Here is a 13,243-nt window from a genome sequence, read left to right on the forward strand (position 1 = left end):
AAATAAAATAGCGACATTCCTGACCAGACATGGTCTGTTAGGCACTGGATTGCCTGGAGTAACGTCGTTCATGGATTTCTTTGGCCCGCACCTGCTCGCCTACTTCATCGCCACGCTGCATTTTCTCGGGACCCTCGCCGCGATCCACGCGGTGCTGACCGTCAGGACCGCCCAAGGCTCGATCGCCTGGGCCTTGTCGCTGATGTTCATGCCCTACCTCACGCTGATTCCCTACCTGATCTTCGGCCGCAGCACCTTCGACGCGTACATCCAGGGCCCGTCGCCAGGCCAACCAGGAAATGCACACCGCGATCACCGAGCTGAACTGGCGCCCGTGGGTCGAAGAGGCCCTGGCGGCACGCAACTCCAGCGCCTACGCCTCGCTGCGCGCCATGCCCAAGCTGGGCCGCATGCCGTGCCTGGCCAACAATGAAGTACGTTTGCTGATCAATGGCGACGCCACCTTCAGCGCAATCTTCGCGGCGATCCGCAACGCCAGGACGGCGGTGCTGTTCCAGTTCTTCATCATTCATGACGACGAACTTGGCCGCCAACTGCACGCGCTGTTGAAGGAAAAGGCCGCAGAAGGCGTCGCCATCTACGTGCTGTATGACCGCATCGGCAGCCACGCCCTGCCCCATCGTTATGTGCAATCGCTGCGCGACGCCGGGGTGAACGTCAAAGCCTTCGCCACCCGCAGCGGCTGGCTCAATCGCTTTCAGGTCAACTTCCGCAACCATCGCAAGATCGTGGTGGTGGACGGCATCACCGGGTTTGTGGGCGGGCATAACGTCGGCGATGAATACCTGGGCAAGAAGCCGCCGCTGGCGCCGTGGCGCGATACCCATGTGCAGGTGACCGGCCCGGTGGTGGCATGCTTGCAAGAGTCGTTTGCCGAAGACTGGTTCTGGGCCGCACGCGAACTGCCGCCACTGATCTTGCCGGACGCCTACCCCGAGGACGGCGTGCTCTGCCAATTGCTCGCCAGCGGTCCGGCCGACCCTTATGAAACCTGCTCGCTGTTCTTCGTCGAAGCCATCCACGCCGCGACCGAGCGCGTCTGGATCACCAGCCCCTATTTCATCCCCGACGAAGCGGTGTTCTCTGCCCTGCGCCTGGCCGTGCTGCGCGGTGTCGATGTGCGGCTGCTGCTGCCTTCACGGCCCGATCACCGCATCGTCTACGCCGCGTCCAGCCTGTACGCGATCGAAGCCGTGCGCGCCGGCGTGCGGGTATTCCGCTATACGCCAGGCTTCCTGCATCAGAAGGTGGTGTTGGTAGACGACGAAATCGCCGCCATCGGCAGTGCGAACATGGACAACCGTTCGTTCCGGCTGAATTTTGAAGTGATGTTGCTGACGGTCGACGAGGCCTTCGCCAAGGAAGTTGAGCACATGCTGCTGGACGACTTCGCCCTGGCCCATGAAGTCAGCCAGGAAGAAAGCCGCGAAACCCGTCGCCTTCAGCAACTGGGCATGCGGGTTGCGCGGCTTATTTCACCGATCTTGTAACGGGCTCAGCGGTAGATATCTTCCCGCGTCCACGGCAAGTCATGGCTGCCATCGGCATGGGGTTTCACCGCCAGAATCTGGTGCAGGTTGATCCAGCCCCGCGCAAACGCATAGGCACAACCGGCCAGGTACAGCCGCCAGATACGCAACGCCTGCTCCGGCACCATCTTCGCCGCTGCTTCCAGGTTGTCTTCCAGGCGCTCGCTCCAATGGTCCAGGGTGCGCGCGTAGTGCAGACGCAGACTTTCGACGTCGACCACCTCCAGCCCGACTTCGCTGATCTCGGCCGTCATCATCGCCAAATGCGGCAGTTCGCCGTTGGGGAACACGTAACGCTCGATGAACTCACCCGCGCCGCGCCCCACAGGGCGACCATCGGTGTGCTTGGCGGTAATACCGTGGTTCATCACCAGGCCGCCTTCGCGCACTGCGCCGAACAGGGTCTTACAGTATTCCGCCAGGTTGGCGTGGCCGACGTGCTCGAACATGCCCACGCTGACCACTTTGTCGAAACGCCCGTCTTGCGGCAGGTCACGGTAGTCGAGCAGTTGCAGGTCCACCTGGTCTTCCAGGCCTTCGGCTTTCACCCGTTCCCGGGCCAGCGCCAACTGCTCCTTGCTCAAGGTGATGCCAAACACCTTAACCCCGAACTCCCGCGCGGCAAACCGCGCCAGCCCACCCCAACCACAGCCGACATCCAGCAAATACTCGCCTGGCTGCAGCCGCAACTTGCGGCACAGGTGGCGAAATTTGTCTTGTTGGGCCTGGTCGATGGATTCGCTGCCGGTTTCGAAATACCCGCAGGAGTACGCCATGTCCTGGTCCAGCCACAGCTGGTAGAACTCGTTGGACAGGTCGTAATGGTAGGAAATGGCCGCTGCGTCAGTGGCCTTGTCGTGGATCGAGCGCACCGGACGACTCCCCTCGTCGTCTTCGATCAGGGCGTGACTCAATTCGTCACACACCCGGATGACCTCGGAAATGGAGCCTTCCAGCTCCAATTTACCCTCGACAAAGGCTTCGCCCAGTGAATCGAGCGTTGGATGGGTCAGCTTGGTCACGACCGTGGGGTCCTTCACCACGATGGTCACACTGGGCTCGGGGCCCAAGTTGAATTCATGGCCGTCCCAGAGTCGAAGACGCAGCGGTAGCTGAAGATTCTGTAAGGCCGGTGGAAGTTGCGCGAGCATGAGTAGTCCCCCCTTGTTTCAGACGTCTGCTGAGAGGTTAGACCATCCGAAGACAAAGTAGGAGGCTATCGATTTGATAGCGCTCTTCTATGGGGCCCGGCGCTCGAGCAACCCGTCCTGGACCCACTGCTTCAGCCAAGTAACGGCCTGCAGTGGCGCACCCTCTGCATGAGTGACTGCCAACTCGGCGCACAGTTCGGCAAAGCTCCAACCGGTGGTCGCCATTCCCGTCAGGGCAGAGGCCTCGGCGGGTTCCAGGCTGCGGTAATGGCAAACATTCTGATGGCGCCACACCAGGCACGTCTGCGACGGGGCGAGTGCGTGACTGTCGGGGAAGTCGGATTCGTCCTTGCTGGCGCGCCAGATCGCGACACTGTTGAACTGGCACAGCAGCGCTTGCACCGTCGGCGCCAGGGAAACCTGCAACACCGGCCACGCCTCTGGCGGCAACGACGCCATGTCGCCCAGCGTCAGCGGTTCGCCCTGCGGCGCATCAAATGCCAGGGTGAATGCCCACTCCAACCGCGCCAACTCCGCCAATGGCGCACTCTGCTCCGCCACCAGATGCTCAAGGATAAACACCGGGAAACGCTCGCCCAGCCAGCGCAGGCTGTAATGGGCCGAGGGGTTGCGGCGCAGGTAGGCTTCGGTCAGCGCGGCAAACTCGTCATCGCCCAGCCAATAAAGGATGGCGCTGAAGTCATGCCGCAAGACTTCCTGCAACCGTGAGAGGTAGGCGTTGTGGTAAATCGCCAGGCCCGTGTCCACATCCAGCGTCGGCCCGCCCAGCAACGTGGCGGCGAAACCACTGTTGGCCACTGGCGTTTCGGATAACAGGTGCTGCTCGAAGGCCAGTTGCCAATCCGTCAGGCGCATAGCTGTCTCCTGGCCAGGGCGGTCGCGCCCAGTTCACGGGCCTTGCTCAGTTCGGTGAGCAGTTCTTCAAAGGGTGGGAAATGGTCATCCCGTTCCAGTAGCGTCGACACGGGCCCTAGATGCTCGAGCGTCTGTTGATAAAGCGCCCACACCGGATCACACACCGGATGGTCATGGGTGTCGACCACGTAATCGCCATAGTCCATATGCCCCGCCAGATGCAGCTGGCGGATGCTTTCCGGCGGCAAGTTACGGATAAACGTCCAGGCGTCAAAGCCATGATTGCGCGAGCTGACGTACACGTTGTTAACGTCCAGCAACAGCTGGCAGCCCGACAGGTGAGCCAGGGCATTGAGAAATTCCCACTCGGTGAATTCGTCCGCCTTCGAGCGTACATAACTGGAGACGTTTTCCAGCACCAACGGGCGTTGCAACACGTCCTGCACTTGGCGCACACGGGCGGCCACGTGGTAGAGGCTTTCTTCGGTGTAAGGCAGCGGCAGCAGGTCATGCAACTGGTGGGCGCTGCCGCGACTCCAGCACAGGTGATCGGACACCCACGCCGGCTGGATACGCTCGGCGAGCTGTTTGATCTGCTTCAGGTAATCGGTATCAAGGGCATGGGGCCCACCGATGGACAAGGACACCCCGTGCATCACCAGGGGATAACGCTCGGCTATCGCATCCAGGTAATACAAGGCTTTACCGCCTTGGACCAGGTAATTCTCGGAGATCACTTCGAACCAATCCACCGCCGGCGATTGTTCAAGGATCTGTTGGTAGTACTCACTGCGTAAACCCAGGCCGTAACCGAGGCTCGGAAGAGAGGTAGGCATAAGACACTCCTGGGAAAGTGTCCGCAGCGGTGGGGGCGACCGCTGCGGGTGCACTTGGCGGTCGGTTATTCGCCGACTTTGCCGCCAGCCTTGGTGCAGGCATCGGCACTGGCCATTGCCTTGAAACCCTGACCTTTGCAAGAACCCTGGCCTTTGCAGGCGTGGTCCTTGGTTTTGCAGTCGTTCTGGCCTTTGCACGCGTTGATGCCGTAGCAGTGAACGGCGGTGTCAGCGGCTTGAGCTTGAGTGACAACACCGGCAAACATAGTGGCAGCGGCCATTGCGAGAGCGGCACCAGCAGCAGCGGATTTGATGTTCATTGTTGTATTCCTCATGATCGTAGGGGTGTCGGTCTGAACGGATTGTTCAGTCTCGACACACCACTAGAGTGAGGCCCCTCAGCCGCGTTACAGCCGCGTGCAAATATTTCTGAAAATTATTCTTCGAGCTTCAAAAGGGGCTCCTGGAAGCGTAGCAAACGCCCGGCATTCCCCAGTACCAGCAAAGTACTGAGGTTATGCAGCACCGCTGCAATCATGGCGCCCGCCGCCCCCAACCAGCCAAACGCGGCGAATACGACAATGGCCAAGGTCCAACCCAGGCCGATGATCACGTTGACCTGCAAGGTCTGCCGGCACTGGCGGCTCAAGCGCACACAGGTGCCCAGGCGCCGCAGGTCGCTGCCGATCAGCACCACGTCCGCCGACGCCAGGGCAATATCCGCCCCGCCCGCGCCCATGGCCACACCGACTACGCCGGCCTTGAGTGCCAGGGAATCGTTGATGCCATCCCCCACCACCATCGGGCGAAAGCCGCTGCCGATTTCACCCAACACGCGGTTGAGCTTGTCTTCCGGTAGGGCCTGGGCTTCGACATCGCTGATGCCGACCTCCAGCGCCAGGCTGTTGGCCACGCTTTGGCGATCGCCGGTAAGCAGCAGTTGGCGACCCAGGCCGAGGTCACGCAGTTCTTGCAGGGCCTGGCGTGCCTCCGGCTTGACGCTGTCGGCGAGCAGCAACCAGGCGAGGAATTGCCCATTCAGCGCCAGCCCGGCGATGGGGCCATCGTGGTTCGGCACGGCGGTGGTGACGATGCCCAGTTGCTCGAACAATTCCGGCCGACCCAAGGCCGCTTCGCCCTGATCGGTCTGCGCCACGACACCCAGCCCCTGGCGTTCGCGAATATCCGTCAACGCCAGCAGTTGTTCCTGCGTTGCCAACCCCGCCAACGCCCGGCTGACCGGATGGCTGCTCGCGGAGCCCAGGCTGGCCGCGAGATTGAGCAGCACCTGCCGATCCGGCGCGGTGGTTTCGATGGATTGCAGGCGCAGGGTGCCGAAGGTCAGCGTCCCGGTCTTGTCGACCACCAACGAGGTCAGGTCCGCCAGCTCCTCCAGAAACGCCGAGCTGCGAATCAGAATCCCATGCCGCGCCGCGACTGCAATGCCCGCAATCGCCGTGGCCGGCGCCGACAGCACCAACGCACACGGGCACGCCGCCACCAGCACCGCGAGCATCGCCTGGGCGTCGTTGGTCACAAACCAGGTCACCGCGGCCAGCAACAACACCAGCACCATATAGCTGCCGGCATAGCGTTCCAGCAGGCGTGTGATCGGCGGCTTGGCGCGCTCGGCGTTCTGCATCAGCGCGATGACTTTGCCCAAGGTGGATTCATTGCCCGTGCGCGTCACTTGCAGGCGCAGCAAGCCATCCAGGTTGATCGCCCCGCCAAACACCTGCACGCCCACACTGGCTTCCAACGGCACCGACTCACCGGTAATCGGCGCCGTGTCCAGGCTCGCCTGGCCCGACAGCACCACGCCATCGGCCGGCACCCGGTCACCGGCGCGCACCTCGACCACATCGCCGGTATTCAGCGTGCCGTTGTCCACTTCGACAATGCTGCCGTCGGCCTGCACCAAGCGCGCGTGGCTGCGCGTCAGCTTGCCCAACGCATGGATCGCTTCCTGGGAGCCGATCACGCTGCGCTCTTCCAACACATGGCCGAAGATCATGATGATCGGCAGCAACGCCGCCGTCAGCAGATCCCCTGTGGCCCAGGCACCGAGCATGGCCAGGGCGATCAATTGATCGGTGATGCCATGCAAACTCGGAAACCGCAGGCTGTACCAGGCCGAACGCATCACCGGCACGGCCACCAGCAACGACGCCACGCCCAGCAGCAGTTGGCTCACGCCGGTCTGGTCGGGCGCGAGCCAGCGCCATACCAGGCCCAGCACCAGCAACCCCAAGGCCAGCATGGCCAGGGTCAATTGCCGGGCAGCGCTGCGCTGTTCGGCGGAGGTCAACATGGGTGCGCTCATTGTTCGGCTCCCTGGATGATCAAGCGGGAGTCGTCTTTCGGATCGACCGTTGTCACAGAACCGGCCTGGCCGAGAATTTTCGGCACGCGCTCGCGGTACAGGCGCAGCAGCAAGCCCGGGTCTTTCACCTGGGCCAGGCTGGCCACCGTCGCGGTTTGCGCCTGGGCATTGGCCAGGCGTTCGCTGGCCTGGGCGTGGGCGACTTGCACCAGACGGTCGGCCTGTTGGGTGGCGGTCTGGGTGAGTTTTTCCGCGTCGGTGCGGGCGTTGGCCACGGCCTTGTCGGCTTGCTGGCTGGCCGTCAGCACGGCGTTGAACGCATTGACTGCCGGGCCCGGCAGGCTCGATTGCACATCGACACGGGTGACTTCGATGCCCAATCCCAACCCCGTAGAAGCCAATTGCGTGAGGCGTTTATTGATGCCTTGCACCAAGTCGCCACGCAACCGCTCACGGCGCTCGGCGGCGCCGTTGTCGGTGCCGATCAGTTCAGGTCGCGCCACCAGAATCGTGTCCAAGTCCCGCGCCGCGGTGAGGGCCACGGCGCTGCGCGTCACCAGTCGATCCAGGGCCGGCAGCACATGATCGCCCTGCAACACAAAGGCATAGGGTTCGGTGACTTTGTAGAACACCCGCACATCCAGTTGCACCACGCCGGCATCGCCAGTCAGCAGGTAACCGGAACCCGCCAGCGCATCACTCAAGGGCGTGGCGAAGCTGGCCACACGGTCGGCCTGGATCGCCGCGTCGGAGCGCAGCAGGTTCTCCACCCGGCGTTCGATCACGCGGTCAGCCGCCGGTAGCAACACCACCTGCTCGAACGGCTGCGGCCAAGCCAGCAACAGCCCGGCATTCTGAATACGGTCGAGGGCGCCGAAATGCAGGACCACCGCGCGGTTCTGCGGGTCGATCTGGCGCACATTGGAAAACGCCCAGGCCAACGCCGCCAATACCGTCACCGCGTACAACGCCAGGAAGGTCAGGCGCCCGGCCTGGATCCAGGGGCTGTCCGGGCTGTCACGCATCGTCATGGCTGGACGTCCTTGGGCCCGTCCACCAAGGCGCGGAACGGCGCTGCGTCGGTGCGCAGGATGATCTTGGTGCCTGGTGTGACCACAGTGCCTAAGGTATCCAGAGAGCGCAGCAGGTTGTACAGCTGTGGATTACCCGCGTAGGCGCGACCATAAATCTGCGCCGCTTCGACCCGCGATTGCGCTTCGATATCGGCGGCTTTCACGGTGGCATCGGCCTGCACGATGCGCGCATCACGCTCGGCGGCGGAGCGGATCTGCGCGGCCTCGCGCTTGCCCACGGCGGTGCGTTCGGTGGCGATGGTTTCACGCTCGGCACGCATGCGGTCGACCGTAGCGGTGAGCGTGACCGACGGCAAAGTCAGGCGTTCAATGCCGACCTGGGCGACACGCACGCCGTAGGTGGTGAGCAATTGTTGATCAATCTGCTGGCGCAACTGCGCTTCGAAATCAGCGATGCGCACTTGGCTGGCGTCGGTGTTGATCAGGCTGGACAGGTCGAAGCTCGCCGCCGTGGTTTCCAACGCCGAGCCCACGAAGGTACGAATCTGCCGCGCCGCTTCATCGGGTTGGTTCTGCACGGCGCGCATGAAGCGCTGCACGTTGTCTGCGTCGCCCTGCACCTGCCACGCCACGTACGCCTGCACGATGATGCGCAGGCCGTCGCGGGTACCCACATCCTGCAACCCGCTGGAAGTGGTGCGCAGGCGCAAATCCACCGGGATCGCCGCTTCGAACGGCGCCGGCCAACGCCAGCCCAGGCCCGGCTCCAACAACACCCGCGACGGATTACCGAAACGGGTTATCACCGTGGCCTCGCCGGAACGCACCTGCACCAGGCTGGCGGCGGCAACCGCAAACAGCACCAGCAACAGCGCCCAGGCCATACGCCGCCAGGGGAACGGGCCGGCCGCTTGTTCGTCACCGTGATGATGGTGGTGGTGATGGCCGTGATGATGACCGTGATCGTGAGAATGAGCGCTCAACTGACAGACTCCTTATTGAACGGCTTTACGCGGCACCGAAGGATCGGCCGGCAAGGTAAAAGAACGCAGATCGATCGTCGGCGCGCCGTCGGCACCCAGGCGATGATCCAGAATCAGCAGCTTGGCGTGGGCCAGGCCCTGGCTGAGTTGGCCGAGGTACTGTTCCAAAACGAACGCCTGGCCGGCCGTGGCGTAGGCCTTTTGTTCGGCGGCAAAACGCAGGTTGGCCGCCTGGGCGCCCGCGTTCACTTCGCGGGCGGTGGCTGTGGCCTGATCGCGGGCGGTGCTGGCTTGCAGCAACGCCTGGTTGGTTTGCTCACTAGCCGCGCCGCGTTCGCGGGAAATCAGGGCCTGGGCGCCGATCTGCGCAGCTTGCACACCGTGGTAAGCGTTGGCGGCGCCGGCCGGTGGGTGGATCGCCTCCACCACCGTGGCGAGAATTTCTACGCCGCTGTCGAGTGTTTGCAGGTCGGCCTGCACGGCGCGGCCGATTTCGTCGGCCAGGCTCGTGCGTTGTTCGCCAAGCAATTCGTCGAGGGTGCGTGAGGCAAAGTCATGTACGAGGATGCGGCTGGCGGTGCTGCGGATCAGGGTCGGCACGTCCGCGCTGTTATAGGTGGCGGCGAGCGCGGCCTGATCGGTGAGGCCGATGCGGTAGACGAACCGCACATCCATATTGACGATCTGGAAGCTCTGTTTGTCGCCGCTGCTGCTGGCGATCACCTGGGACTTGTCATTCACATGGCTGGCGTCCCACAAACGGTTGGCGATCAGCGGCGCCGGGCCTTCGGCGGGGGCCAGTTCTGGCGTGGCGGCTTCGCTGACGCTGGTGGCCAGTTCATGCACCACGCCGTTTTCCACACTGATCACGCGGCCCAATGGCCATGGCAATCCCGCATGCAAGCCAGGGCCGAACACCTGCACCGGCTTGCCGAAACGTTCATAGATCCCACGACCTTGCAGGGGCACTTCGTGCACGCCAGTAAGCGCCCAGCCTACCGCCAGCACCACCAGCAACACCGGCAGGAACGCCCGGCGCATGTAGGTAAATGCCCAGATCTGGCGCAGGTCGATACCAAAGCGGTTGTGCAATTCATGTTGCAGCGCGAGTAAGGGCTGCGGCGGCCAGCGTAACAATCCGGCGATAAAGCTTTGCGCCATCAAGCGCGGCTCGACGCGGGGCTGACGTGGGCTGAACAGGGACAACACAGCTCTTAATAGAAACTCCAGCGAGACGAGCGCCGGCAGCAAGCCGATTAATACGGCCAACCTCAGGGGCCAAACGGCGTTGGCCCCGGCAAACAGCAGGCACACCGCACTGACCACCAGGCAAATAATCGCCACCCGGCTCAACTGCGCCAGTTGCGAGGCTTCCGGCCATTGCGCGGTGGTCTCCTGGGCCAGACGGCGTTCAAACACCAGCACGCCAAACGCCAACCCCAATGCCAGGGCGGCGCCGATGCTTGCCGATTGACCGATCGCTGCGGCGGGCAAGGCTAGGTTCCAGAACTCGACAATGCTGACCAACGCCAGCAACGACCAGCCGCCGAGCCACAACACTGGCGTACCGATCTGTTTGCCAAAGCGCTCCAGAAGGCGCGCGTAGCGGCTTGCGTCTTCAACCGGCGCATCAACCGACGGTTCTTCCAACGCCTGCGCACGCCAATCCGCCACCCACCACGCCGATTGCAAGCCAGCTACCAATAACAGCAACGCCGACGCACAGTTGATCAACACCACCGGCCAGATCGACAGCGGCGCAAACAACGCGACAAACAGCGCCAGCACCCAGCCGGCAACGGCCAACACCGTCAGGCTGATACCGGCCTGGCGCAATCGTCGGGCATGGAACAGCCCCTGTTGAAAACGCGGAAGGCCTTCCACCGAAGCGCCGTCAGCTTCCAGATCCACTTGCATCCACTTATGTCCGCTCGCACACAATTAGTTACGATATAACACAAGGCGTGAAATTTTTGTTTGCTTAGAAGCAGACCGTGACTAAACCCCCAGAAACACGCGCCATCACTGGTGCAGGCCACGAAGAATCGGGCACACTCCAGAACAGTTTTTCGCGGGTCCACGGACAAGGAAGCGTCACTCCCCATGATTTCGATCTATCAGCTCAAGCCGCGTTTTCAAAACCTGCTGCGCCCTCTTGTGCAGCGCCTCTATGACAATGGCACCACCGCCAACCAGATCACCGTGCTGGCCGGCGTGATTTCCTTGCTGGTCGGCCTGCTGATTGCCAGCTTCGCCCAACACCTGTGGCTGTTTGCGCTGATCCCGCTGTGGATGATCCTGCGCATGGCGCTCAACGCTATCGACGGCATGCTTGCCCGTGAATTCGGCCAACAGTCGCGCCTGGGCGCCTACCTGAATGAACTGTGCGATGTGATCGCCGACAGCGCGCTGATCCTGCCGTTTGCGCTGATCCCCGGCGTGAGCCTGGCGCCGGTGCTGCTGGTGGCGTTGCTGGCGGTGTTCAGCGAATACGCCGGCGTACTGGGGCCGATGGTGGGCGCATCGCGGCGCTATGACGGGCCGATGGGCAAAAGCGATCGCGCGTTCGTACTCGGGGTACTGGCCACCGGCGTGGCGCTGGGCTGGCTGGGCGCGGGTTGGGTCGACGCCGTGATGTGGCTGGTGGCCGCCCTGCTCGCCTACACCTTGGTCAACCGGGTGCGTCAGGGCCTCAAAGAACAACAAGAAACCTCACCGATTGCATAAGGATTTTTGCGATGCGCGAACAGCAACAGCACACCTTCAGTACCCACGACGGCGTCGAGCTTTTCTACCGGCACTGGCCGGCCACGGAAACTACCGGGCCGCGCAAGGCAATCGTGTTGTTCCATCGCGGCCATGAGCATTCGGGACGTATCGCCCACCTGGTGGATGAGCTGAACCTGCCGCAGTTTGATTTCTTCGCCTGGGACGCCCGTGGCCACGGCCAATCCCCCGGCGAGCGCGGTGACAGCCCCAGCTTCGCCACCAGCGCCCGTGACGTGCAGACCTTCTGCGACCATATCGGCGCCACCTATGGCATCGATGAAGAAAACTTTGCCGTGATCGCGCAAAGCGTCGGCGCGGTGATTGCCGCGACGTGGGTGCATGACTACGCTCCGAAAATCCGCGCGCTGGTGCTCGCGTCCCCGGCGTTCAAGGTCAAGCTCTACGTGCCCTTTGCGCGGCCGGGCCTGGCGCTGATGCGCAAGTTGCGTGGCAACTTTTTCGTCAACAGTTACGTCAAGGCCAAGTTCCTCAGCCATGACCCGGAGCGCGTCGCCTCCTACGACAGCGATCCGCTGATCACCAAGGCAATCTCGGTGAATGTGCTGCTCGGGCCTGTACGAAGCGGCCGACCGGGTTGTCGCCGATGCCCAGGCGATCCAGGTGCCGACGCAACTGCTGATCTCGGGTTCGGACTTCGTGGTGCACCGCAAACCCCAGCAGCAATTTTTCGACCGCCTCGGCAGCCTGAAAAAAGAGCTGCACATTCTCCCCGGTTTCTTCCACGACACCCTGGGCGAACGCGACCGCGCAACTGCTGTGAGCAGCGCCCGGCGTTTCATCCTGCAGAACTTCGAACACCCGCTGGACCGCGCGTCACTGCTGGACGCCGACAAGCTGGGCGCTACTTGCGCCGAGTCCGAAGCCCTGGCCGCGCCGCTACCGCGCAACTCTTTGCGCGACCTGTACTGGCGCATGACCCGCGCCAGCATGGGCCTGGGCAAGAACCTGTCGGACGGTGTGAAGCTGGGCTTCGACACCGGTTTCGACTCGGGCAGCACCCTCGACTACGTGTACCGCAACACGCCCACCGGCAAGGGCGGGCTGGGGCGGATGATCGACACCAACTACCTCAACTCCATCGGCTGGCGCGGCATTCGCCAGCGCAAGTTGAATGTAGAAGAACTGTTGCGCCTGGCGATGGCCAAGTTGCGCGGGGAAGATCGCGAAGTGCGTATCGTGGATATCGCCGCCGGTCATGGCCGCTACATCCTCGAAGCCTTGCAGGGCGTGTCGCCGCTGCCGGAATCGATCCTGCTGCGCGACTATAGCGACATCAACGTGCGCGACGGGGGTGCGCTGATTCGCGAGAAAGGCCTGGGGGACATTGCGCAGTTCGTCAAAGGTGATGCATTCGACCGCCTGGATCTCGCCGCGCTGGAACCCAAGCCAACGCTGGCGGTGGTGTCCGGGCTGTATGAGCTGTTTGCCGATAACGGCATGGTCGGCGGTTCGCTGGCGGGCCTCGCTGAGGCCGTAGAGCCCGGCGGCTATCTGGTCTACACCGGCCAGCCATGGCACCCGCAACTGGAGCTGATCGCACGCGCACTGACCAGCCACCGCCAGGGCCAGGCTTGGGTGATGCGCCGACGCAGCCAGGCGGAAATGGATCAACTGGTGGAAGCCGCCGGCTTCCGCAAGATCACCCAGCGAGTGGATGAGTGGGGCATTTTCACGGTGTCCCTGGCACAGAAGATCTGAGC

The 13,243-nt window shown here is 63.0% G+C and carries 9 protein-coding genes and 2 pseudogenes; 3 read left to right on the forward strand and 8 right to left on the reverse strand.

Translation table 11 applies throughout. The features are described from left to right. The first annotated feature begins 70 nt into the window (after window positions 1-70). A pseudogene (cls, locus tag AYR47_RS06660) lies at window positions 71-1,511 on the forward strand (cardiolipin synthase). A 5-nt stretch (window positions 1,512-1,516) separates the two neighbouring features. On the opposite strand, the gene cfaB reads toward cls, so the two are convergent. The 8 genes from cfaB to hflK (AYR47_RS06700) form a co-directional block, all read right to left on the reverse strand. After that, a complete protein-coding gene (cfaB, locus tag AYR47_RS06665) occupies window positions 1,517-2,701 on the reverse strand; it encodes a C17 cyclopropane fatty acid synthase CfaB (RefSeq protein WP_033897232.1) in 1,185 nt (394 codons plus the stop codon). 87 nt (window positions 2,702-2,788) lie between these two features. Further along, on the reverse strand, window positions 2,789-3,577 hold the full coding sequence (locus AYR47_RS06670; protein ID WP_033897231.1) for an HvfC/BufC N-terminal domain-containing protein: 789 nt from the start codon (window positions 3,575-3,577) through the stop codon (window positions 2,789-2,791). Beyond that, a complete protein-coding gene (gene bufB / locus AYR47_RS06675) occupies window positions 3,568-4,413 on the reverse strand; it encodes an MNIO family bufferin maturase (RefSeq protein ID WP_038845437.1) in 846 nt (281 codons plus the stop codon). Before bufB ends, AYR47_RS06670 begins: the two co-directional genes overlap by 10 nt. A 65-nt stretch (window positions 4,414-4,478) precedes the next feature. Next, window positions 4,479-4,733: a BufA2 family periplasmic bufferin-type metallophore gene (bufA2, locus tag AYR47_RS06680; RefSeq protein WP_016978693.1), complete on the reverse strand. Its 255-nt coding sequence runs from the start codon at window positions 4,731-4,733 to the stop codon at window positions 4,479-4,481. 116 nt (window positions 4,734-4,849) lie between these two features. Continuing rightward, complete coding sequence (locus AYR47_RS06685) at window positions 4,850-6,736, reverse strand: cation-translocating P-type ATPase (RefSeq protein ID WP_061434685.1); 1,887 nt, start codon at window positions 6,734-6,736, stop codon at window positions 4,850-4,852. Next, window positions 6,733-7,767 carry a protease modulator HflK gene (gene hflK / locus AYR47_RS06690; protein WP_033897228.1) on the reverse strand — a complete coding sequence of 345 codons (1,035 nt, stop codon included), beginning with the start codon at window positions 7,765-7,767 and terminating at the stop codon, window positions 6,733-6,735. Before hflK (AYR47_RS06690) ends, AYR47_RS06685 begins: the two co-directional genes overlap by 4 nt. Continuing rightward, window positions 7,764-8,753: a protease modulator HflC gene (gene hflC / locus AYR47_RS06695; protein WP_033897227.1), complete on the reverse strand. Its 990-nt coding sequence runs from the start codon at window positions 8,751-8,753 to the stop codon at window positions 7,764-7,766. Before hflC ends, hflK (AYR47_RS06690) begins: the two co-directional genes overlap by 4 nt. 12 nt (window positions 8,754-8,765) lie before the next feature. Beyond that, entirely contained in the window at window positions 8,766-10,670 is a 1,905-nt protein-coding gene (gene hflK / locus AYR47_RS06700; RefSeq protein ID WP_061434687.1) for a protease modulator HflK, read from the reverse strand. Between the two features lie 186 nt (window positions 10,671-10,856). On the opposite strand from hflK (AYR47_RS06700), the gene AYR47_RS06705 reads away from it, so the two are divergent. Both AYR47_RS06705 and AYR47_RS06710 read left to right on the forward strand, forming a co-directional pair. Beyond that, window positions 10,857-11,480, forward strand: coding sequence for a CDP-alcohol phosphatidyltransferase family protein (locus AYR47_RS06705; protein WP_061434689.1), 624 nt, complete (start codon window positions 10,857-10,859; stop codon window positions 11,478-11,480). An 11-nt stretch (window positions 11,481-11,491) separates the two neighbouring features. Continuing rightward, window positions 11,492-13,241 (forward strand): annotated as a pseudogene (locus AYR47_RS06710) (bifunctional alpha/beta hydrolase/class I SAM-dependent methyltransferase). Window positions 13,242-13,243 lie beyond the last annotated feature (2 nt).

Origin of the sequence: Pseudomonas azotoformans, from assembly GCF_001579805.1 — a bacterium.
GTDB lineage: Bacteria > Pseudomonadota > Gammaproteobacteria > Pseudomonadales > Pseudomonadaceae > Aquipseudomonas > Aquipseudomonas azotoformans_A.

What these genes read in the sequence shown, in the direction of transcription:
- cfaB (WP_033897232.1), bottom strand. Translation starts at nt 2,701, where the DNA reads ATGCTCGCGCAACTTCCACCGGCCTTACAGAATCTTCAGCTACCGCTG.
- AYR47_RS06670 (WP_033897231.1), bottom strand. Translation starts at nt 3,577, where the DNA reads ATGCGCCTGACGGATTGGCAACTGGCCTTCGAGCAGCACCTGTTATCC.
- bufB (WP_038845437.1), bottom strand. Translation starts at nt 4,413, where the DNA reads ATGCCTACCTCTCTTCCGAGCCTCGGTTACGGCCTGGGTTTACGCAGT.
- bufA2 (WP_016978693.1), bottom strand. Translation starts at nt 4,733, where the DNA reads ATGAACATCAAATCCGCTGCTGCTGGTGCCGCTCTCGCAATGGCCGCT.
- AYR47_RS06685 (WP_061434685.1), bottom strand. Translation starts at nt 6,736, where the DNA reads ATGAGCGCACCCATGTTGACCTCCGCCGAACAGCGCAGCGCTGCCCGG.
- hflK (WP_033897228.1), bottom strand. Translation starts at nt 7,767, where the DNA reads ATGACGATGCGTGACAGCCCGGACAGCCCCTGGATCCAGGCCGGGCGC.
- hflK (WP_061434687.1), bottom strand. Translation starts at nt 10,670, where the DNA reads ATGCAAGTGGATCTGGAAGCTGACGGCGCTTCGGTGGAAGGCCTTCCG.
- AYR47_RS06705 (WP_061434689.1), top strand. Translation starts at nt 10,857, where the DNA reads ATGATTTCGATCTATCAGCTCAAGCCGCGTTTTCAAAACCTGCTGCGC.